This is a genomic window from Sinorhizobium glycinis, assembly GCF_001651865.1.
GTDB lineage: Bacteria > Pseudomonadota > Alphaproteobacteria > Rhizobiales > Rhizobiaceae > Sinorhizobium > Sinorhizobium glycinis.
The window spans coordinates 153,975-174,913 of the sequence record NZ_LPUX01000053.1; the positions used below are offsets into that span (position 1 = coordinate 153,975).

At 62.9% G+C, this 20,939-nt stretch carries 23 protein-coding genes and 1 tRNA gene; 15 read left to right on the forward strand and 9 right to left on the reverse strand.

The window, feature by feature from the left end; all coding sequences use genetic code 11:
* Positions 1–112 precede the first annotated feature (112 nt).
* The 6 genes from AU381_RS05670 (at position 113) to argC (ending at position 4,082) form a co-directional block, all read left to right on the forward strand.
* Positions 113–556, forward strand: a complete 444-nt coding sequence (locus AU381_RS05670) for a PaaI family thioesterase (protein WP_064240797.1) — start codon at positions 113–115, stop codon at positions 554–556.
* 206 nt (positions 557–762) lie between these two features.
* Entirely contained in the window at positions 763–1,227 is a 465-nt protein-coding gene (rplM, locus tag AU381_RS05675) for a 50S ribosomal protein L13 (RefSeq protein WP_064240798.1), read from the forward strand.
* Between the two features lie 2 nt (positions 1,228–1,229).
* Positions 1,230–1,697 (forward strand): 30S ribosomal protein S9, encoded by a 468-nt coding sequence (gene rpsI / locus AU381_RS05680; RefSeq protein ID WP_064240799.1) that lies wholly within the window; start codon positions 1,230–1,232, stop codon positions 1,695–1,697.
* Positions 1,698–1,776: 79 nt separating this feature from the next.
* Positions 1,777–2,112 carry an antibiotic biosynthesis monooxygenase family protein gene (locus AU381_RS05685; RefSeq protein ID WP_064240800.1) on the forward strand — a complete coding sequence of 112 codons (336 nt, stop codon included), beginning with the start codon at positions 1,777–1,779 and terminating at the stop codon, positions 2,110–2,112.
* Between the two features lie 2 nt (positions 2,113–2,114).
* Positions 2,115–3,071 carry an agmatinase gene (gene speB, locus AU381_RS05690; protein WP_064240801.1) on the forward strand — a complete coding sequence of 319 codons (957 nt, stop codon included), beginning with the start codon at positions 2,115–2,117 and terminating at the stop codon, positions 3,069–3,071.
* 78 nt (positions 3,072–3,149) lie between these two features.
* On the forward strand, positions 3,150–4,082 hold the full coding sequence (argC, locus tag AU381_RS05695) for an N-acetyl-gamma-glutamyl-phosphate reductase (RefSeq protein WP_064240802.1): 933 nt from the start codon (positions 3,150–3,152) through the stop codon (positions 4,080–4,082).
* 72 nt (positions 4,083–4,154) lie between these two features.
* Here the strand turns inward: argC and AU381_RS05700 are convergent, their stop codons facing one another.
* Complete coding sequence (locus AU381_RS05700; RefSeq protein WP_064240803.1) at positions 4,155–5,258, reverse strand: COX15/CtaA family protein; 1,104 nt, start codon at positions 5,256–5,258, stop codon at positions 4,155–4,157.
* Positions 5,259–5,471: 213 nt separating this feature from the next.
* Between AU381_RS05700 and AU381_RS05705 the strand changes: the two genes are divergently transcribed.
* The 3 genes from AU381_RS05705 to AU381_RS05715 all read left to right on the forward strand — a co-directional run bounded on the left by AU381_RS05705 (position 5,472) and on the right by AU381_RS05715 (position 7,996).
* Entirely contained in the window at positions 5,472–5,684 is a 213-nt protein-coding gene (locus AU381_RS05705; protein WP_064240804.1) for a DUF2842 domain-containing protein, read from the forward strand.
* Between the two features lie 17 nt (positions 5,685–5,701).
* Positions 5,702–6,442 carry a metallophosphoesterase family protein gene (locus tag AU381_RS05710; protein ID WP_064240805.1) on the forward strand — a complete coding sequence of 247 codons (741 nt, stop codon included), beginning with the start codon at positions 5,702–5,704 and terminating at the stop codon, positions 6,440–6,442.
* A gap of 429 nt (positions 6,443–6,871) precedes the next feature.
* Positions 6,872–7,996 (forward strand): GNAT family N-acetyltransferase, encoded by a 1,125-nt coding sequence (locus tag AU381_RS05715; protein ID WP_244520044.1) that lies wholly within the window; start codon positions 6,872–6,874, stop codon positions 7,994–7,996.
* 7 nt (positions 7,997–8,003) lie between these two features.
* Here AU381_RS05715 and AU381_RS05720 read toward each other — a convergent pair whose 3' ends face one another.
* Positions 8,004–10,136 carry a GumC family protein gene (locus tag AU381_RS05720; RefSeq protein WP_064240807.1) on the reverse strand — a complete coding sequence of 711 codons (2,133 nt, stop codon included), beginning with the start codon at positions 10,134–10,136 and terminating at the stop codon, positions 8,004–8,006.
* A 209-nt stretch (positions 10,137–10,345) separates the two neighbouring features.
* Between AU381_RS05720 and AU381_RS05725 the strand changes: the two genes are divergently transcribed.
* From AU381_RS05725 to AU381_RS05740, 4 genes are read left to right on the forward strand one after another with little or no spacing between them, the layout of a single operon-like run.
* On the forward strand, positions 10,346–10,921 hold the full coding sequence (locus AU381_RS05725) for a polysaccharide biosynthesis/export family protein (RefSeq protein ID WP_064240808.1): 576 nt from the start codon (positions 10,346–10,348) through the stop codon (positions 10,919–10,921).
* Positions 10,922–10,925: 4 nt separating this feature from the next.
* The gene (locus AU381_RS05730; protein ID WP_064240809.1) at positions 10,926–12,098 is read left to right on the forward strand and encodes a glycosyltransferase family 4 protein; all 1,173 of its coding nucleotides are present in this window, start codon (positions 10,926–10,928) and stop codon (positions 12,096–12,098) included.
* Between the two features lie 56 nt (positions 12,099–12,154).
* The gene (locus AU381_RS05735; protein WP_064240810.1) at positions 12,155–13,717 is read left to right on the forward strand and encodes an undecaprenyl-phosphate glucose phosphotransferase; all 1,563 of its coding nucleotides are present in this window, start codon (positions 12,155–12,157) and stop codon (positions 13,715–13,717) included.
* The gene (locus AU381_RS05740) at positions 13,714–14,964 is read left to right on the forward strand and encodes an O-antigen ligase family protein (RefSeq protein ID WP_064240811.1); all 1,251 of its coding nucleotides are present in this window, start codon (positions 13,714–13,716) and stop codon (positions 14,962–14,964) included. The genes AU381_RS05735 and AU381_RS05740 overlap by 4 nt, the downstream gene beginning before the upstream one ends.
* Before the next feature lie 88 nt (positions 14,965–15,052).
* On the opposite strand, the gene AU381_RS05745 is transcribed toward AU381_RS05740, so the two are convergent.
* On the reverse strand, positions 15,053–15,265 hold the full coding sequence (locus AU381_RS05745) for a hypothetical protein (RefSeq protein ID WP_064240812.1): 213 nt from the start codon (positions 15,263–15,265) through the stop codon (positions 15,053–15,055).
* A gap of 195 nt (positions 15,266–15,460) precedes the next feature.
* On the opposite strand from AU381_RS05745, the gene AU381_RS05750 reads away from it, so the two are divergent.
* Positions 15,461–15,537, forward strand: a tRNA-Pro gene (locus AU381_RS05750).
* A 161-nt stretch (positions 15,538–15,698) separates the two neighbouring features.
* Here AU381_RS05750 and AU381_RS05755 read toward each other — a convergent pair.
* From AU381_RS05755 to AU381_RS05780, 6 genes are all read right to left on the reverse strand, one after another.
* Positions 15,699–16,229, reverse strand: a complete 531-nt coding sequence (locus AU381_RS05755) for a MerR family transcriptional regulator (protein WP_064240813.1) — start codon at positions 16,227–16,229, stop codon at positions 15,699–15,701.
* A gap of 135 nt (positions 16,230–16,364) precedes the next feature.
* Entirely contained in the window at positions 16,365–16,703 is a 339-nt protein-coding gene (locus AU381_RS05760; protein ID WP_064240814.1) for an integration host factor subunit alpha, read from the reverse strand.
* 92 nt (positions 16,704–16,795) lie between these two features.
* Positions 16,796–17,767: a beta-ketoacyl-ACP synthase III gene (locus AU381_RS05765; protein WP_064240815.1), complete on the reverse strand. Its 972-nt coding sequence runs from the start codon at positions 17,765–17,767 to the stop codon at positions 16,796–16,798.
* Between the two features lie 18 nt (positions 17,768–17,785).
* Positions 17,786–18,829 carry a phosphate acyltransferase PlsX gene (plsX, locus tag AU381_RS05770; RefSeq protein WP_064240816.1) on the reverse strand — a complete coding sequence of 348 codons (1,044 nt, stop codon included), beginning with the start codon at positions 18,827–18,829 and terminating at the stop codon, positions 17,786–17,788.
* Between the two features lie 301 nt (positions 18,830–19,130).
* On the reverse strand, positions 19,131–19,682 hold the full coding sequence (locus tag AU381_RS05775) for a YceD family protein (protein WP_064240817.1): 552 nt from the start codon (positions 19,680–19,682) through the stop codon (positions 19,131–19,133).
* 66 nt (positions 19,683–19,748) lie between these two features.
* Positions 19,749–20,288 (reverse strand): ubiquinol-cytochrome C chaperone family protein, encoded by a 540-nt coding sequence (locus AU381_RS05780; RefSeq protein WP_064240818.1) that lies wholly within the window; start codon positions 20,286–20,288, stop codon positions 19,749–19,751.
* Positions 20,289–20,425: 137 nt separating this feature from the next.
* Between AU381_RS05780 and AU381_RS05785 the strand changes: the two genes are divergently transcribed.
* Positions 20,426–20,932 (forward strand): outer membrane protein assembly factor BamE, encoded by a 507-nt coding sequence (locus tag AU381_RS05785; RefSeq protein WP_064240819.1) that lies wholly within the window; start codon positions 20,426–20,428, stop codon positions 20,930–20,932.
* Positions 20,933–20,939 lie beyond the last annotated feature (7 nt).

Consider the following 20,939-nt stretch of genomic DNA (forward strand, 5'->3'; position numbering starts at 1 on the left):
CCGCGGCTACCGGTCTTTCAACCCCGGCGGCGTCTCCGCCTACGACCATTTTCCGCCTTGCATCGCCAGCGCCGACGTCCTGTAACAGGAAGCCGCGGGAGGAGAAACAAATATGACCTTGCAGCCGATCATGACCGTAGAGGAGCTCAATCGCTTCCTCGACACGGATTTCCCGCAGGTCCACACGGACGGCAAGATCTTCGCCGTCACGGATACCGGCCCGGGCTATGCGACGATGCGGCTCGACCCGAACGAGCGCCATATCCGCCCCGGAGGCACCGTATCCGGGCCGACGCTGTTCGCGCTCGCCGACGTCTCGGCCTACATCGCGCTGATTGCCCATATTGGCCCGGTCGCGCTCGCAGTAACCACCAACCTCAACATCAACTTTCTCAGAAAGCCCGATCCCGAACCCCTCGAATGCACCTGCCGGATCCTGAAGCTTGGCAAGCGGCTCGCGGTTCTGGACGCTTCGATCAGGCCCGTCGGGGAGGTCGAATTGGTGGCTCACGCCAGCGCGACCTATTCGATTCCGCCGCAACAGCGTGTGGTATAATGAAACCACATAGATAAGCCACTGATTTCCCTTGGGGTTTTGTGACGACGCAGAAAACTCGGCCCTTGACCTTGTTTTCGCTCTTCCGTATAAGCTGCCGCAGATCGCGGTCCGCTTCGGGCCGCCTTCTTTTTTGACCTCATCTGGTCAAAGCAAGCAACAAGAAACGCCCGGCCCGAAACCGGGTCCAACGAAAGAGTTTAGATATGGCAACCTTCGTTCAGAAGCCTGCAGAGGTGGAGAAGAAGTGGATCCTCATCGACGCCGAAGGCCTCGTTGTCGGTCGCCTCGCTTCCATCATCGCAAACCGCCTGCGCGGCAAGCATAAGGCCACCTTCACGCCCCACGTCGACGACGGCGACAACGTCATCGTGATCAACGCCGAGAAGGCCGTCCTCACCGGCAAGAAGTACACCGACAAGAAGTACTACTGGCACACCGGCTATCCCGGCGGCATCAAGGAGCGCACCGCGCGCCAGATCATCGAAGGCCGCTTCCCGGAGCGCGTCATCGAGAAGGCCGTTGAGCGCATGGTTCCGCGTGGCCCGCTCGGCCGCCGCCAGATGAAGAACCTGCGTGTCTACGCCGGTTCCAACCACCCGCATGAAGCACAGCAGCCGACCGTCCTCGACGTCGCCAAGCTGAACAGCAAGAACACAAGGAGCGCCTGATAATGGCTGACCTTTCCGCTCTCAAGGATATCGCCACGACCGCGGAACCGGCCGCTCCGGTTCACGTCAAGAAGGTCGATGCGCAGGGTCGCTCCTACGCGACCGGCAAGCGCAAGGACGCCGTCGCCCGCGTTTGGGTCAAGGCCGGCTCCGGCAAGATCACCGTCAACGGCAAGCCCTTTTCGGCTTACTTCGCCCGTCCGGTTCTGCAGATGATCCTGCAGCAGCCGATCGTCGCGGCTGCCCGTGACGGCCAGTTCGACATCGACGCAACCGTTGCCGGCGGCGGCCTCTCCGGCCAGGCCGGTGCCGTTCGTCACGGTATCGCCAAGGCTCTCACCTACTTCGAACCGGGCCTGCGCTCCGTTCTGAAGCGTGGCGGCTTCCTCACCCGCGACAGCCGCGTGGTCGAGCGTAAGAAGTACGGCCGTGCAAAGGCACGCCGTTCGTTCCAGTTCTCGAAGCGTTAATCGCTCACAGAATTGCGAGATCGAAAGGCGGGGCTCAGCTCCGCCTTTTTCTTTTGCGGATCGATCATGGGAGTATCGGATGCCCTTCGCCAAATTGCCTGCCCCGCCCTACTACGTCGTCTGCTTCTCTTCCGCCCGAACCGAAGGCGACAACGGGTATGGAGAGATCGCCGACGCCATGGAGGAATTGGCACGGGAGCAGCCCGGCTTTCTCGGTATAGAGAGCGTTCGCGGCAATGACGGCTTCGGGATCACCAATGCCTTCTGGCGCGATGAAGACTCCATCAGAGCCTGGAAACGAAACGTGGATCATCTCGCCGCGCAAAAACAGGGCCGTGCGGAATGGTACAGCCACTACGAGGTGCGCGTGGCGCGGGTCGAACGCGCCTACGGCTTCAGCAAGGCAGAGGGTTGAAGATGGCCCCGAAAACCATCGATCACGCGATTACCGCCGGTTCGCTGCACAGTGCCGCCACCGACCCGACGCATGCCGGCGTGCTTTCCTTCATGCGCCGCAAATATTCGAAGCAGCTTGAAGGCGTGGATGCCGTCGTCTGGGGCATTCCCTTCGACGCCGCCACCTCGAACCGACCCGGCGCCCGCTTCGGCCCGCAGGCGATCCGCCGCGCCTCGGCGATCTTCGACAACGATCCGCAATATCCGTTCCAACGCGATCTCTTCGCCGACATGGCGACGATCGACTACGGCGACTGCCTGCTCGACTACGGCAACCATGCCAAGACACCCGGCTCGATCGAGCGGGAGGCGGCAAAGATCCTGAAATCGGGCGCCTACCTGCTGACGCTCGGCGGCGACCACTTCGTCACCTATCCCATCCTCAAGGCGCATGCGGAACTCCACGGCCCCCTCGCCCTCGTGCAGTTCGACGCTCATCAGGACACCTGGCCGGATGAGAAGGGCCGCATCGACCACGGCTCCTTCGTCGGCCGCGCCGCGCGCGAGGGGCTGATCGACGTCGACCGCTCGATCCAGATCGGCGTCCGAACGCATGCGCCCGAAGACTGCGGCATCCGCATCGTCTACGGCTACGAAGTCGAGGAGATGCGTGCCGAGGAGATCGCAGACACGATCGTGCGACATGTCGGCAGCCATTCGGCCTACCTGACCTTCGACATCGACTGCCTTGACCCCGCCTTTGCGCCCGGCACCGGCACGCCGGTCGCCGGCGGTCCGTCGAGCGCCAAGATACTCTCGGTACTGCGCAAACTGGGCGCGCTCCACATCGCCGGCAGCGACGTGGTCGAGGTAGCGCCTGCGTATGACCACGCCGACATGACCGCCATTGCTGGGTCGACTATCGCAATGTATATGCTGGGTCTCAGGGCCGAGTGGCTCGCGGAGCGGCGCGGCTGATGCCCTGAGAAATCGAATCAATTCTATGCCAGATCGATTCCGGAAAACTCCGTAACCATCTGCGGGAGCAGGAAAATCATGAAACCGAAGATCTTCATCGATGGCGAACACGGCACGACGGGCTTGCAGATCCGTGCGCGCATGGCCGGTCGCTCGGATCTCGAGCTCCTGTCGATTCCGGAAGCGGAACGCCGCAATGCCGCGATGCGCGAAGATCTGCTGAACGGCGCAGACATCGCCATCCTTTGCCTGCCGGACGACGCCTCGCGCGAGGCGGTCGCCATGGTCGCCGGCAACAACCGGGTGCGAATCATCGATACGTCGACCGCGCATCGCGTCGCGCCGGACTGGGCCTACGGCTTTGCCGAGATGGACAAGGCACAGCCCACCAAGATCCGCGACGCGCGCCACGTCTCCAATCCCGGCTGCTACCCGACCGGCGCGATCGGCGTGATCCGGCCCTTACGCCAGGCAGGCATCCTGCCGGACGGCTATCCGGTGACGGTCAACGCGGTCTCGGGCTATACCGGCGGCGGCAAGCAGATGATCGCGCAGATCGAGGACGAGAACCATCCCGACCGCATCAGCGCGCCGCACTTCCTCTATGGCCTCCCTCTCAAGCACAAGCACGTGCCGGAAATGAAGATGCACGGCATGCTCGAGCGCGCTCCGATCTTCTCACCGTCGGTCGGCAAGTTCCCGCAAGGCATGATCGTGCAGGTGCCGCTCTATCTCGACGATCTCGCCGCCGGCGCGACGCTGGAGAGCATTCATGGCGCGCTCGTGCAGCATTACGCCGGCCAGTCGATCGTCGAGGTGGTCCCGCTTGCCGAAAGCGCAAAGCTTGGCAGGATCGACGCGGCGGAGCTTGCCGGCAAGGATACTATGAAGCTCTTCGTCTTCGGCACCCCGGGTGGCGCCCATGTGAACCTCGTCGCCCTGCTCGACAATCTGGGCAAGGGCGCCTCGGGCGCCGCCGTCCAGAACATGGACCTGATGCTCTCTGCCTGACAAAAGGCTCAAAAACGGAAAACCCGGCAGCCTTCACTGCCGGGGTTTCCGTTTGTCCAATGCGACGGCCGGTCAGTCGCGGACTTCGATGGCTGTGGGCCTCGGATATTCGCCTATGAAACCGCGCCAATGGGCGATCGCGAAGCCGAGCACCACAAGCGCGCCCGCCTGGTGCAGCACGCCCCAGCCGATCGGCACCTGCAGGAGAAGCGTGGTGATCCCGACCACCGCCTGGATGGTGACCAGCGCAAAGAGAAGCACGGAACGGCGTGCGTGCGTGGTGCCCGGCGCGGCCCTGAGGGCCACCACCATATGCGCGAGGACGAGTGCAAACAGCAGGTAGGCGCCGGCGCGGTGCAGGAATTGCACGGTCTTCGGATTCTCGAAGAGATTGATCCAGGCAGGCTGCTGCACGAAAAGATCGACGGGCACGACGGCGCCATCCATCAGTGGCCAGGTGTTGTAGCTCAAGCCTGCGTCGAGACCGGCGACCAGAGCGCCGAGATAGATCTGGAAGAGGCTCATCGCGGCGATGATGCCGGCCATCGTTTGCGACCTTCTCGTCGGCGCCGCGTCGCCGGAATGCGGCGAAAGCCCGCGATAGATCCACATGCAGGCGGCAAAGATCAGACAGGCGATGACGAGATGCGTGGCCAGTCGATATTGGCTGACTTCGGTCCGTTCGACGAGGCCCGAGGAAACCATCCACCAGCCGATGAAACCCTGAACGCCCCCGAGCGCCAGGATGCCGAGGAGCGGCAGCCGCAGTCGCCGCTCGACCCGTCCGGCCAGCCAGAAGAAAAGAAGCGGCAGGGCGAAGACCACGCCGATTCCGCGCGCGAGCAGCCGGTGCGCCCACTCCCACCAGAAGATCGTCTTGAACTCGTCGACCGTCATTCCCTTGTTCATCTGTTCATATTGAGGAATGCGCTGGTAAAGGCGGAACTCCTCCTCCCACTCTTCCGCGGACAAGGGCGGAACGACGCCGTGGATCGGCTTCCATTGGGTGATCGATAGGCCGGACTCGGTCAAGCGCGTCGCGCCGCCGACAATCACCAGTGCAAACAGGGCAAACAGGACGACGGCGAGCCAGCCGCGGATCTGTCGGCGATTGCGCTCGGTTCTGTCGATCTCGCTCCGCAGCGTCCGTTCCGTTGCCAGGTCGGCATGCGCCATAACGTCTTCCTCTTTGCCAGCGGCAGCCCCGTAAAGAACGGGTTGCCTGCCGAGCCGGTCCGAAAGCCGTTGATTTGCACCAGAGCGCCGTGCAAAACAAGACCGAAGCCTTTGCGGCATGCCGTCGCGGCCGATTCCAGGTTGAGCGGGATGCGGCGAGCCGCACCCGCTTTTTCATCATCCCGCCCGATGCCGTCATCCGAAAGAAATCCGATGCCCATACGCCTCAGAAAACTCATCGGCACCATCCTCATCATCATCCTCGTCATCTTCTATGCGCTGGCGGCGGTCACCTTTGCCTCCCTTCTCCTCGGCGCGTCACCCTGGTGGGTCCATCTGCTCTATTTCTTCTTCACCGGGCTCCTATGGATCCTTCCCGCGATGCTGATCATCAAATGGATGGAAAAACCCGCAAACAACCGCTGACCAACCGAGGCGCTGCAATGAAGATCGCCGTCATCTCCGATATTCACGGCAACGATCTGGCGCTCGAGGCGGTGCTGGCGGATATCAGCGCCCAAGGGATCCAAGACGCCGTCAATCTCGGCGACCATCTGAGCGGCCCGCTCAATGCCGCGCGCACCGCCGACATTCTGATCGGCCGCAAGGTGCCGGCGATCCGCGGCAATCATGATCGCTATCTTCTGACGCTTGACCCTCGCGAAATGGGACTGTCCGACCGTGCGGCATACGACGAGCTCGAGCCGCGCCACACGGACTGGCTCGCTACACTGCCGGAAACACTCGCCTATCGCGACACGGTCTTCCTCTGCCACGGCACGCCCGCAAGCGACGAGACCTATTGGATGGAGGCGTTGACGGCCGACGGCATCGTCCACATGGCGGCGCGTGCGGCGATCGAACGTTTCGCCGAGGGTATCGGCTACCCGGTGATCCTCTGCGGACACACCCACATTCCGCGGGCGGTGCGGCTGGCGAACGGGCGCCTCCTCGTCAATCCCGGCAGCGTCGGCTGCCCCGGCTACGACGATGACCAGCCGGTGGCACACAAGGTCGAAACCGGCTCGCCGGACGCGCGATATGCCATCCTGGAACACAATGGCGTCGATTGGAGCGTCACTTTCCGCTGCGTGCCCTACGACCACATGGCGATGTCGCGCCTTGCTGCGGATCGCAACCGGCCGGAATGGGCAAGAGTGCTCGCGACCGGCTTCCTGGATTGAGGCTACCGCGTCGTTTCGAGTGCCTCAGTGTCGGGGCGGGTGATCGCCGCGATGTGGAGCGGGAGCTTGGCGCCAGGGTCCGGCAGGGCATGGCTCATCAGCAGCTCCACCATTCGAGTACTTCGCGACATTCGTACCGGCTGCGTGATGTAACGCCCCAGCGACGATTTCCAAGCCGCGGATGAACCGCTCGCTTCATGCTTTGCTAACCGCATTTACCGGTCGCGGAAGAAGCCACGACGGCTTTAATGGGATTTAGCGATTTTTGCCGCCCAATCGAGACACCACGCATGCTGAACGACCCGAGAGATGGCCAATCCCTGTTTCACCCTTGCCGCCCCGAGCGGGCATTCGACGTGCGACCGTCCGACGCACCCGGTTGCCCAAAGTCGCCACGCAGACCGGATCACGCTTTCCGTTCATCGTGACATGTCGGAGCTTGAGGCGGACTGGCGGGCGCTCGATACAAACAAGCTGAACTCCTTGCACCAGAGCTTCGATTGGTGCGCCGCCTGGAAGAGCGCGCATGAGAGCCAATTGCTGGTGGTGCGCGGCGGCATTGGCGGGCAACCGCTTTTCCTCCTGCCATTCGAGATCGAACGCGGTCGCTTGTTCCGCACCGCCAGGCTGATCGCTACTGGGCACAGCAATCTCAACACCGGGCTATTTGCCGCCGAGATCGAACGCGTGCCGCGGGACGAACTCTTCCGCTTGCTGACCGGAGGAATTCGCCGCGCACTTCGCGCATATGCCGATGTCGTCGCTCTGGAAAAAACGCCGGCAGCCTGGCGCGGCCTGCCCCATCCCCTCGCCGTCCTGCCCGCGATCTCCAATCCGAACGCCTCTTTCCAGCTCGGGCTCGCCGGCGACATGGAGCGTACGCTTGTCCAGCTCAACGCAAAACGCCGGCGCAAGAAGATGCGTCTCTCCGAAAGGCGTCTCGCGGAACTCGGCGGCTACGACTACGTGATCGCCCGTGAGCCGGCGGAAGCGCATGCGCTGCTGGATGCCTTCTTCCGACAGAAGGCCGCGCGCCTGGAGGCCCAGGGCCTGCCGGACGTCTTCGACGACCCGCAGACGCGCGCCTTCTTTCGCCTGTTGATCGAACGGCAGTCCGCCGGCGACAGGCTGCTCGAACTCAACGCGATCCGCCTCAAGGGCGAGCATCAGGGCAGGATCATCGCCGTGACCGGGCTGTCGCGAAAAGGCGACCACGTCATCTGCCAGTTCGGTTCGATCGACGACGCGATCGCTGCCGACAGCAGCCCCGGCGAGCTGCTGTTCTACCGGGTGATCGAACGACTCTGCGGCGAAGGCGTCGCACTCTTCGATTTCGGCATCGGCGACCAGCCCTACAAGCGATCGTGGTGCACGATGGAGACCGCCTTGCGGGACATCACCCTGCCGCTGACGGTGCGCGGATATGGGGCAGCCGGCCTGCACCGTGCCATCGTCCGCGCCAAGCGCGCCATCAAGGCCAACCGCACCCTTTATGCATTCGTGCAGCGACGACGGCGCCAGTTGCGGGCCACTGCAGAAATCGCGGAAGATTGAGGCCGCTTCAGGCCGCGCGGCGGTCGCGAAGGTCGGGACCGCTTTCGCCGCCACCGGTCATCAGCACGATGTCGCGGTAGCCGGCCTCCCCGAAGCTTGTCAGTTCTTCGATGATCTTTTCCTCGCTCACGGACGGCGCCGAAACGATGATTTCGACCTCCTCGCGTCGAGCCACCTTGGCGACGGCAGTTGCGTCGGCCGCACCGCATTCGACCAGCACCACGTCATAGGCGTTCCTCAGTGCGTCGATGATCATCTGCAGGCGCTCGATGCCGCGCATCGCCGCGTGGGGGTCGGCGTCGCCTTGCGGGATGATATGGGCCTCGGAAAATCTGTCCGCATGGATCGTGTCCGTGAACGCGACCTCGCCAGACAGCAGGTTCGTTATTCCGGGCAGATGCGGCGACTGGGCCATCAGCCGCGTCGGGCACGCGGAGCCGGAAAGGTCGATGACCACAACCTTGCGTTCCTCTTCGGCGAGCAGACGCGCCAGCATCACAGTTGCCGTCGATCCCTCGTCCCCTCCCGGTGAGACCGAAACGGCGACCCGAATGTCGTTGCCGAGCAGATGCTCGGCCACCGACTCGATCGAGAAGTCGTGCTCTGCAGCAATGCTTGGCTCTTGCTCCTCGCGCTCCCTGCCGGCGGGTCCTTCGGCCGCGGCAACGGGTGCCGGCGCCTCGTCCGCGACATGCGGCGTTGTCGGAGTAGCAGTCTCGGACATCTTTCCGGAACCCGAGACCGGCCTCAGAGCCCTGCCGCTGAAGAGTTCGCCCAGCATGATGACGACGCAGGTGATCAGGAAGCTTGCAAGCGCCGCTACGATCGTGATCGGCACCACCTTGGGAAAGCTCGCAACGGTTGGAACCACGGCGTTCGAAATCACCCGGGCATCGGCAGGCGTTGCGTTCGCGGCGGTTCGCGATGTCGCTTCGCGGTAACGGGCGAGATAGGTCTCCAAAAGCTGACGCTGGGCCGCCGCCTCGCGCTCCAGCGCGCGGAGCCCCACCTCTTCCTCGCCGGCTTGCGCCGACTGGGCCTTCAGCGCGTTCAACTGCTGAAGCAATTGCTGTTCGCGAAGCTGACCCACCTTCGCCTCGTTGTCGAGGCTGGAGAGGATTTTTCGCGTCTCCGCACGAATCTGCGCCTGGATGCCCTCGAGCTGTGATTTCAGCCCCTTTAGTCGCGGATGGCCATCAAGCAGCGCTGTCGACATATCGGCGATCTGGGCCTGCAGACCCGCCTGGTTCTCCTTCAGTCGCTGGATCATCGGCGAGCCCACGATGTCAGTGAGCGTATCGACCGAGCGGCCGTCGGCAAGCGCTGCGCGCACGCCCTCGGCGCGCGCCGCCGCATTCGCCCTTTCCCCCCGGACCCGCGCCAGCTCGGTTGAGATGTCGGTGAGCTGCCGGGTCGCGAAATTCTCCGTCTCGCCGGTCGGAAGCAAACCGGATTCGGCACGATAGGCGGCGACCCTGGCCTCCGCCTCGCGAACCTTTTCCCGCAGATTGGCGATTTCCGGCTCCAACCAGCGGCTGGCTTCGGAGTTGGAGTCGAGCTTCGCACCGCTCTGCAGCGAGAGATAGACTTCGGCCATCTCATTTGGAATTGCAGCGGCGAGCTTTGGATCCTTGGAGGTGAACGCAATGGCGATCACGCGCGACTTCTCGACCTGATAGACCTGCAGCTTGGTGTTGAACTCCTTCAGTATCCGCTCTTCCGGCGGCAGATCGAGCGGATTCTTCTTGAGCCCCAGCATGACCAGGAGATCGGAAATCGCGGAGGGCTGCGCAGACGGATCGAACTCCTCCAGCTCGTGCAGCTTCATATTGCGGGCGACCTGCTTGATGAGGTCGGCGGAGCGCAGCACCTGCACCTGGCTGGCGATACCGGACTCGTCGAAAATCCGGTCCGAGCCCGTCTGGGAAAGCTGGTTCGGGCCGCTGAATTCCGGCTCGCGCGACTCGATCAGGACGCGCGTTTCACTCTCATAAGCCGGCGCGATCATCTTCGCCGCGCCAAAGGCGATCGCAGCGGCACCGACTGTCGCGAGCATGACGCGGGCGCGACGCTGCCAGATGGCGCGAAAGAGCCCGCCGAGATCGATATCCACATCCTGCTGACCGCCGACGCCCGACATGCCCTACCCCAAAAACTTCCGCGTTGCCTGGAAGGTAAAGGAACATGGTAACGCAACGGTTAATCGTCGGCACAACCGTGAGGTGTCCGCCTCGGCGACGGATCGGACGCAGCCGTGCCGGCGAATTCCACCGGGAGTTTACCGGCTATTAACCCTAACGGATCGATAACATCGCGGAGAGGTGATCATTTCCGGAGCCGAAGACCCGCATGTCGACCGCAGGCAAGAAGACAGCACGCGCTTTCGCCGTGGCAATATTGTCGGCGCTCGCCAGCGGCTGCACGAGCTATCAGCCGGCTCCCAAGGCCTTCAGCGAGGCGACGATCCAGCCCTACAGGCTGGACAGCGGCGACCGCCTTCGCGTCACCGTGTTCGAACAGCCGGGCCTTAGCGGAACCTACACGGTCGACCAGGCCGGCTATGTCGCCTTCCCGCTGATTGGAGCGGTGCCGTCACGCGGCCATACGCTTCCGGAACTGGAGGGGATGATCGCATCCAAGCTGCGCGAAGGCTTTTTGCGCGATCCGGACGTGACGATCGAAGTCGACCGCTACCGCTCGGTCTTCATCATGGGCGAAGTGGGCCAGTCCGGCCAATACAGCTACGTTCCGGGTATGACCGTGCAGAACGCCATCGCGGTCGCTGGCGGCTTTACCCCCCGCGCGAACCAGACGAATGCCGACATCACCCGCAAGATCAATGGCCGCATCATAACGGGCCGCGTGCCGATCACCGATCCGGTGCTTGCGGGCGATACGATCTACGTTCGCGAACGGCTGTTCTGAGCCCATGTCGAACCAGCGGCCCTTGCGCATTCTCCATTGCTTCAGATCGCCGATCGGCGGCATTTTCCGCCACGTTCGTGATCTCGCAGAGGCGCATGCGGAAGCCGGGCATCAGGTGGGAATTCTCTGCGACAGCACCACGGGCGGCTCCTACGAGGACGCGCTCTTCGACGAGATCCGACCGCTTTTGGCTCTGGGTGTCGTCCGCACGCCGATCCATCGCACGATCGGGCCTTCGGATCTTCGCGCGCTCTGGCGCAGCTACAATGAAATCAGAAGCTTGCAACCGGATGTACTGCACGGGCACGGCGCCAAGGGCGGCGCGCTCGCACGCATCATCGGTTCAGCGCTGCGGGTCAACAAGTATCGCGTAGCCCGCCTCTATTCGCCCCATGGGGGCAGCCTCCATTATGACCGGAGATCGGTGGCCGGCAGCGCCATCTTCCGGATGGAGCGCTTGCAGGAGCGTCTCACCGACGCGCTCGTCTTCGTCTGCGATTTCGAGCGGCAGACCTATTTCGCCAAGGTCGGGCGGCCTGCGGGGCGCAACGAGCTGATCTATAACGGTATCGGCGACACGGAGTTCGCGCCGGTCGCAGCCGGGCGGGATGCGGCCGATTTTCTCTATATAGGCATGATGCGGGATCTGAAGGGCCCGGATGTCTTTATCGAAGGCGTTGCAAAGGCGGAGGATCTTGCCGGCCGGCCGCTCTCGGCCCTGATGGTCGGCGACGGTCCGCAGCAATCCCGATATGAAGACATGATAACCCGCATGGGGCTCGGCAATCGCGTCAGGATGCTCCCGGCGATGAAGGCTCGCGACGCGTTTGCCCTTGCCCGCACCGTCGTGATCCCCTCTCGCGCAGAATCGATGCCCTACATCCTTCTCGAGGCGCTCGCCGCCGGAAAGCCGGTCATCGCATCCCGTGTCGGCGGCATGCCGGAGGTGCTGGGTGCCGACAGCGGAGCCCTCGTCGAGCCGACAGATGCAAGGGCGCTAGCCGAGGTCATGGCGGCCGCAGCCGTCGACCAGGACTGGGCTGCCCGGACGATGCCCGATGCGGAGCGATTCAAGTCCCGTTTCTCGGCTGCCGTGATGACCAGGCGCGTCATGCAACTTTATCGCGAACTCACAGAGGAATCGCTGTTCGCCGAGGCACGTCTTCGTACAACGTAAGCGTTTCTTAGTGGCTTCGTGCTATCCGGGCGAAGGGACAGCGCCGGAAAGCCACCATGAACCAGTTTGACAGGCCCGAAACCTTCGATACCGAGGCCATTCGCAAGAAGGTCGCCGATATCCGGACGATCTCTCCCGTCGAAAAGAAGGCCGAGAAGAACCCGACGCCGCTCAACCCGCTGGCCCGCCAGATCGCGCTCCAGTTCCGCGCCGATACCTATACGCCGTCCATGATGACCGGCCTCATCCGGCTGCTCGATCTCTGCGCCCTCTTTGCAATCGGCTATGCCATCAATACGCAATATGTCCGTCCGGCGCTTCAGGACTTGCCCGTCTACCTCGCCATTCTCGCGCTCGGCTCGGCGCTCGCCGTGATCGCCATGCAGAGCGCCGATACCTACCAGGTACCGGCACTCCGGGCCTGGCTGCGGATGACGCCCCGCATTCTGGCCGCCTGGACGGCGACCTTCGGCACGATCGCGCTTGTCCTGTTCTTTCTGAAATCGGGCCATCTCTATTCGCGCGTCTGGGTCGGCGGCTGGTTCGTCGCCGGTGCGCTCTTCCTGGTCGCCGAACGCGCCTTCATCGCCTACTCGATCCGGCATTGGTCACGCAACGGTACGATGGAGCGCCGCGCGGTGATCGTCGGCGGCGGCGCTCCGGCAAAAGACCTGATCCGTACCATCGAGCACCAGCCGGACAACGACATCCGCGTTTGCGGCATCTTCGACGACCGCGACGAGCGGCGCTCGCCGCACGTGATCGCCGGCTACCCGAAGCTCGGAACCATTGACGAACTCGTCGAATTCGCGCGCCTCGCCCGGATCGACATGCTGATCTTTTCGCTGCCCCTGACGGCGGAGAAGCGCATCCTCGAACTTCTGAGGAAACTCTGGGTGCTGCCGGTGGACATTCGCCTCGCCGCCCATGCCAACAATCTGCGCTTCCGGCCGCGCAGCTACTCCCATGTCGGCCAGGTGCCGATGCTCGACATTTTCGACAAACCGATTGCCGATTGGGATTCCGTCGCGAAACGATGCTTCGACATCTTCTTCAGCATCGTGGCGCTCGTTGTGCTCTGGCCCGTCATGCTGATCGCCGCGATCGCGGTCAAACTCACCTCCCCCGGCCCGATCATATTCAAACAGCACCGCCACGGCTTCAACAACGAGGTCATCGAAGTCTACAAGTTCCGCTCGATGTACACGCATATGAGCGATCCGACGGCCCGCAACGCGGTCACCAAGGGGGATCCCCGCGTCACGCCTGTCGGCCGTTTCCTGCGCAAATCCTCGATCGACGAACTGCCGCAGATCTTCAACGTGCTGAAAGGCGAGCTCTCGCTTGTCGGACCGCGCCCGCATGCCGTTCTCGCCCAGACCCACAACCGCACCTATTCGGATGTCGTAGAGGGTTACTTCGCCCGTCATCGCGTCAAGCCCGGCGTCACCGGCTGGGCACAGATCAACGGCTGGCGCGGCGAGATCGACAATGACGAAAAGATCCGCTTCCGCACCGCCTTCGACCTCTACTACATCGAGAACTGGTCGCTGCTCCTCGACCTCAAGATTCTGTTCCTAACGCCCATCCGGCTGCTCAACACGGAAAGCGCGTATTGATCGCCGCCAACGCCCCTCCGTTCGCCATCATCCGGCCGCAGCTCGCCGCGGTTTCGATCATCGGCTCCGGCTTGGTCACGATCGGCGTTTTCCTGTCGGGTTTCGTCATTGCGGAGCCCGCGCCCTATGAAGTCTTCATGGCCGGCCTCATCGGCCTCTGGTTCCTGTTCGGGCTGAAGATTTCACGCTCCGTCGCTCCCCTTCTCGCCCTGCTCACGCTCTTCATGGTCGGTGGCATCCTGTCGCTGACGGTAATGGCCGAACTCGCAACCGCACCGATGTACATGGCCGTTTCCGGCTTCCTGGCACTTACGGCGGTCTTCTTCGCCGCGATTGTCGAGGATCGCCACCAGCGCCTGCGGTTGATCTTCGACGCCTGGGTCTCGGGCGCGGTCATCACGGCCCTTCTCGGTATTCTCGGCTATTTCGGCGCAATCCCCGGGGCGGAAAACTTCACCCTTTACGACCGTGCCAAGGGTGCATTCCAGGACCCGAACGTGTTCGGGCCGTTTCTCGCCGCGCCGGTGCTCTACCTGGTGCATGGCCTGCTGACGCAGCCGATCCGGCGCGCTCCGTTGAAAATCGCCGGTCTGATTGTCTTGACCCTCGGCGTCTTCCTCTCCTTTTCCCGCGCTGCCTGGGCGCTCAATCTCTTTTGCGTCGTCGCGCTGATCTTCGTCATGCTCCTCAAGGAGCGCAGCGGCCTGTTCCGGCTCAGAATTCTCGTAATTGCACTCTGCGGCGCCCTCTTCATCATGGCCGCACTCGCCGCCGCGCTGCAATCGGAGCAGGTGGCGACACTGTTCTCGAGCCGCTCGCAACTCGTGCAGGATTACGACGGCGGGCACCTCGGGCGTTTCGACCGGCATCGGATCGGCTTTCTGATGTCGATGGAAAGCCCGCTCGGCATAGGGCCGCTGATGTTCGGCACCATCTTTCTGGAGGACGAGCATAATGTCTGGCTGAAAAGCCTCACGTCCTATGGCTGGCTGGGCTTCGTCACCTACGTGACGCTGATTGCATGGACGCTCACACTCGGCTTCCGCTTCCTTCTGCTCGACCGGCCCTGGCAGCCCTATCTGATGATTGCGTGGGTGACGCTGCTCGGCCATGTCGGAATCGGCAATGTCATCGACACCGACCACTGGCGTCATTTCTATATGCTGCTCGGAACTGTTTGGGGATGCGCCGCGCTCGAATACCGCAGTCGGCGGCAGGTCGGTGCCGAAGGGCCCGCCCTGCCATGAAACCGAGAGTTTAGGCCCAGACGCGGGAAGCGGGCCTCGAAGGCGCCATGGGGCGCCCGGCGAGACCCGCGTTCGCCGCTCTCCTGGCCTAGTCTTCGGCAGCCGGCTGTTCTTGCTGCAGCTTCTGCTGCAGGAGAAGCTCGTCGGCCGGCTTTGACTGTTCGGTCTCGGTCACGCTGGCCGTCGTGATCTCCTTGTCTACCGGGTCCGCCGAGGCCGTGGTGTTGTGGCCGAGGCACGCGGCTGATGCTGCCGTCGCGGAAAGCGCGAGGGCGGCTGCAAGTACGAGGATGCGCTTCATAGGGCTTCTCCTGTTGTTGCGGGCGTAGTGTATCCGCGCCCCTGCCGCCGTCCAAATCACAAAACCGTTCGCTCCAGTGCTTCTGGCACCACTCCGGCTTTCCCAAAGCTGCGGGAAGCACCGGCGAGAATCCATTTTCCCCTTGCGCCGCCCGTATGTTCCGACTAATGAGAGCGGGCTTGTAACAAAGCGGGTCGGAGCGTAGCGCAGCCCGGTAGCGCACTTGACTGGGGGTCAAGGGGTCGTGGGTTCGAATCCCGCCGCTCCGACCATTTATTCCCCGAATCATGATTAGTTCGCGTGCGTTCTCGCCGACTTGTCGGTGGGCTCTGGACCGCCGGTGCAGGCCGGCGGCAGCGCGCCGAGTGGGCAAGAGTTCACGCGCCGAAAGCCATGTTCGCCACAACTTACCAAGTGGTCCGGCGACCAGCCGTCACCGCACCTGGTCGAGCAGGCGCTTGCACTCCAGAAGATCGTAAAGCGCTTCCTGCAGCAGCGCCCGGTCCTCCTTGCTGACGGAGGTCTTGCCGATCGATACTTCCGCATCGTCGCTGCTGGCGCCAAAGGAGAAGAAGCGTCGACTTGCCGGCGCCTTGGGGCGGCCGACGATCTGGTCCTCATCGGCGACACCGATCTTCGGCGCCGGCGGTTCTTCGTGGCTGGAAGCCGCAAGCGCCTCGACGGTGGCGAGGTCGCCGCTCGCGATCGCCGCGACAAACTTGTTGCCGTTGGCCTTCAGAAGCTTCTGCACGCCCTTGATCGTGTAGCCGTGATCGTAGAGCAGGTGGCGAATGCCCTTGAGCAGATCGACGTCCTCGGGCCGGTAGTAGCGTCGGCCGCCGCCACGCTTCATCGGCTTGATCTGCTGGAAACGCGTCTCCCAGAACCTCAGCACATGCTGCGGCAGGTCGAGTTCGTCTGCGACCTCGCTGATGGTGCGGAAGGCGTCCGGGCTTTTTTCCATGTCGTCCCCATCTCCATATTCACGCAACGGCAACCGCCCGCAATGACAGGATTCGTGAGCGATGATCGCACGAATCAGGTCCATTTCAATGGCTTATGGATGGGTTTTCAACCACATTGTGGTTGCGGGCGCGCCTCAGGAGGCGGTGCCGGTCTGCTTCTGCTTGGCCTTGCGGGTGATATGCGCCTTCAAGACCCGCTGCTTCAGCACGTTGGACGCCTTGAACGTCATCACCCGGCGCGGCGAGATCGGCACTTCCTCCCCCGTTTTGGGGTTGCGCCCGATGCGCTCGTTCTTGTCGCGTACCTGGAAGGTTGCAAAAGAAGACAGCTTCACGCTCTCGCCGCGAACGATTGCGTTGCAGATCTCGTCGATGACGGTCTCCACCAACTCGGCAGACTCCGTCCGAGACAAACCGACCTTGCGAAATACCGACTCAGCCAAGTCTGCTCGCGTTACTGTTTTTCCGCTCATCTTCCCCCACCGATGTCTGGCACGCCGATCAGCGATGGAAGACTATTGCCCTTGCCTTTTTCGGTCAAGCGCCTGCGGTCATTCAATTATTTTTACCAGCGGATGAGAACGGAACCCCAGGTGAAGCCACCGCCCATGGCTTCCAGCATCACGAGGTCACCCTTCTTGATGCGCCCGTCGGAGGCGGCGGCGTCGAGCGCGAGCGGGATGGAAGCGGCCGACGTATTGCCATGCAGGTCGACCGTCACCACAACCTTTTCGTTCGGAATGCCCAGCTTCCTCGCCGAACCGTCGATGATGCGCCGATTGGCTTGATGCGGCACCAGCCAGTCGACGTCGTCCGCAGTCGTTCCCGTGGCCTCGAAGGCCGCCTCGATCACGTCGGTGATCATGCCGACGGCATGCTTGAAGACCTCGCGCCCCTCCATGCGGAGATGACCGACGGTGCCGGTCGTCGAGGGGCCGCCGTCGACATAGAGCTTGTCGCCATGGATGCCGTCGGAGCGCAGTTGCGCCGTCAGCACGCCGCGATCGGCCTTGGTGCCTTCGCCCTTCTGCGCTTCGAGGATGATGGCGCCGGCGCCATCACCGAAGAGCACGCAGGTCGTACGGTCCGACCAGTCCAGAATGCGCGAGAAGGTCTCGGCACCGATGACCAGGGCGCGTTTGGCGAGACCGCCGCGGATATAGGCGTCGGCCGTCGCGACGGCATAGACGAAGCCAGAACAGACCGCCTGCAGGTCGAAGGCCGCGCCATGGCGCATGCCGAGGCGGTTCTGGATATTGACGGCGGTCGCCGGGAAAGTGTTGTCGGGGGTCGAGGTCGCAACGATGATCAGGTCGAGATCATCGGCCGTCAGGCCGGCCCTATCGAGAGCCGCGCGCGCCGCCCCCTCACCGAGAGAAGCGGTCGTCTCGCCCTCGCCGGCAATGTGGCGCTGGCGGATGCCGGTCCGCTGCACGATCCATTCGTCGGACGTGTCGACCCTGGATTCCATTTCCTTATTGGTCATCACCCGCTTCGGCAGCGCTGCACCGAAGCCGCGAACGACAGAACGGATCATCTAATCAAACCTCTTCAATCATGCCGGCGGCAGGGCTTCGGTCGGCTCGGCGCCGTGATAGCGTGCGAGGTCGGCCTCTATCTTGGCCTTCAGGCCGTTCTTCACCATGTCGTAGCCGACGTCGATCGCGGCGGCGAAGCCTTCCGCATCCGTGCCGCCGTGGCTCTTGATGACCACGCCGTTGAGCCCGAGGAACACGCCGCCATTGACCTTGCGCGGGTCCATCTTCTCGCGCACCCGGTCGAAGGCAGCCTTGGCGAAGACATAGCCGATCTTCGCCAGAAGCGTACGCGACATCGCGGCCCGGAGATATTCGGCAATCTGGCGGGCCGTGCCCTCGGCCGCCTTCAGCGCGATATTGCCGGAAAAGCCTTCGGTGACGACGACGTCGACGGTGCCGCGGCCGATGTCGTCGCCCTCGACGAAACCGTAGTAATCGATCCCCTCGATATTGGCCTCACGGATGAGCCTGCCGGCCTCCTTGACCTCTTCCTGTCCCTTGATCTCCTCGACGCCGACATTCAGAAGGCCGACGGAGGGGCGTTCGACCTCGAAGAGGGCACGGGCCATGGCACCGCCCATCAAGGCGAAGTCCATCAACTGCTGCGCGTCGGCGCCGATCGTCGCGCCGACATCGAGCACGATGCTCTCGCCCTTGAGCGTCGGCCAGATGGCCGCGATCGCCGGACGCTGAATGCCCTGCATGGTGCGAAGGCAGAAGACCGACATGGCCATCAGCGCGCCCGTGTTACCGGCCGAGACTACCACATCGGCCTCGTCGGCATTGATGGCGTCGATCGCTTTCCACATGCTCGACTTGCCGCGGCCGCGCCTCAGCGCCTGGCTCGGCTTCTCGTCCATGCCGACGGCGATTTCACAATCATGAAAAGTGCTGCTCGTCTGAAGCTTCGGGTACTTGGAAAGGAGTTCGGCGCAACGCGCTTCCTGGCCGAACAGGACGAACTTAATGTCCGGGTGACGTTCGAGCGCCCTGGCAGCGCCGGGGATGACGACCTCCGGACCATAGTCGCCCCCCATAACGTCAAGTGAAATTCTGACCACGCGTGTCTTATCCCTTTTTCCCGCCACGCGACGCATTCCGCCGCTGCGCAATCTTCACGCAACGGCCATCCGTCCTTCCTTCTGACACCTACAGCGCCGCGCGCCTTACCAGGCGCGCAATGGTCGCTGTAGCACTTTGAATTGCTGCATGTCTTCGTCCTTAAATCGAGGTCGATTTAAGGAGACATGCAGTGGGCCAGCATGCAGCGTGTCGGCACAGCGGCCCCTTCGGCTGGAGTCGGGCCAAAATACTGCTTTTCGTCTGCGTGACAACCGAATTGTAAGCCCGGCCGACTCCGTTTCAATCCTTTTTCAAATCCTTCAGGACCGCGAACGGGTTGGGCCGCTTGTCATCCGCCGCCGAGCTTTCGATGCGCTCGCCGAAGACGGCGCCCTCCTTGCGGGGATAGGGATCGATCGCCAGCGCCACATGCTCGCTGACGACCACGCCCACGTCGATCGTATCGCCGGAAAAAGTGTCGGGAATGTCCGGCCCGCCCGGATCGAGGATCATCTCGCCGCCGTCATTGTCGGCTTGCCGCGCCAGGCGGGAGCCCTCCGGCACGAAGATCGCCTCTACCGGCTCGGATATCTCCGACTCCACGGGGTCCAGGGTGACGACGCAGGTCTGGACGAGCTCGGCCCGCACCTCGCCCTTGATCTTGACCCCGTCCTTTTTCCAGCGACCGATCTGCAGGTCGGCGACAAGCGAGCGAACCTCATTGACCTTCCAAAGTGCAGCGAGTTCCCTTCGCTCGGCCTCGCTGGCAGACAGACGCACGCCGACCGGATTGGCCGAAATATGCCCTACATTCACCGGGTAGGAAAATGCCGGTTTGTTTTCGTGCCTCATGACAAAGATCCTTTCTGCAGCACCGCGCCTCTAACGATGCTAAGATGCCGCTGCGTTGCCGAGCGCCTATTGGCTCCCTGCCGGCGGAACGCGCAACTGTCCCGTTTCTACCAGCTCTTCCGGGACCTCCGCGAGTGCGGCTTCTACGGAAATGAGATAGCGCGCCAAGCCTGCCATCGGCGGCGCATCTTCTTGTTGCGGATGGAAATTGCGCCGCAGCGCGCCGGAAAGCGCCTGCCTGTCGCCGTTCTCGAGCGCCGCCGCATAGGACTCCAACCGGCCGTAGAACATGCCGGCGAACTTCTTCATCTTCTTCGGCACGCTGACATCGCCGACGCCAAGCTCGCGGATCGAATGGTCGACATCCTCGAAGAAGGCATCGACGATCTCCTGCGCGATTTCCTGGCCGGTGCGTGCCGAGGCCCGGGTGCGGCGGAAATAGAGGATCAGGATCGCCGACAACATCTCGAAACGGCCCATCACCGTGTCCGGCACATCGAGGTCGCTATAGAGAAACGGCTGGCGCGCCGCCGCGGTCAGAAGCCCATACTGGCGCTCCACAATCGCAATGTTGCCGCTTTTTCTCTTGAACAGTCCAAAAATCATAACAAAGCCCAGCCGTGGCTTTCTCGATTCACGGGCACGCGCCCATGACGTTATTGCATGATAGCCGAAGCTGGTTTACCGAAGCAGGCACGAATTGCAATGGCGCATATGCCATCGTTACTCCAGGGGAGCAGTCTTTGACGAAGCGGTATCTGACATCAAACCTGAAAGTTCTTGGCCGTGCCGTGGTCGTGGCTTCCCTATGCACTGGAGTGCTTGGCGGCTGCCAGGCAATGGATGTTGGCGAAGTCCTGCACCAGGGCTATGTCGTCGATCAGGAAACGCTGAACCTCGTTCCCGTCGGATCGAGCCGGGAACAGGTCATGCTGTCGCTGGGCACCCCGTCAACCACAGCGACTTTCGACAACGAGGTGTTCTATTACATCTCGCAGAAGCGCAAGCGGCCGGTTGCCTTCATGAAGCCGAAGATCATCGACCAGTCGATCCTCGCCGTCTATTTCGACAAGGAAGGCGTCGTCAGCCAGCTTGCCCACTACACCATGAAGGACGGCAAGGTCTTCGACATGCTGTCGCGCACGACGCCGACGGGCGGCAAGGAAACGAGCTTCCTCGGGCAGTTGCTGAGCGGCCCGGGTGCCGGACAGGCAGCGGCGCGAAATCTCTTCAAGGATTTTGGTAAGTAAACACGCC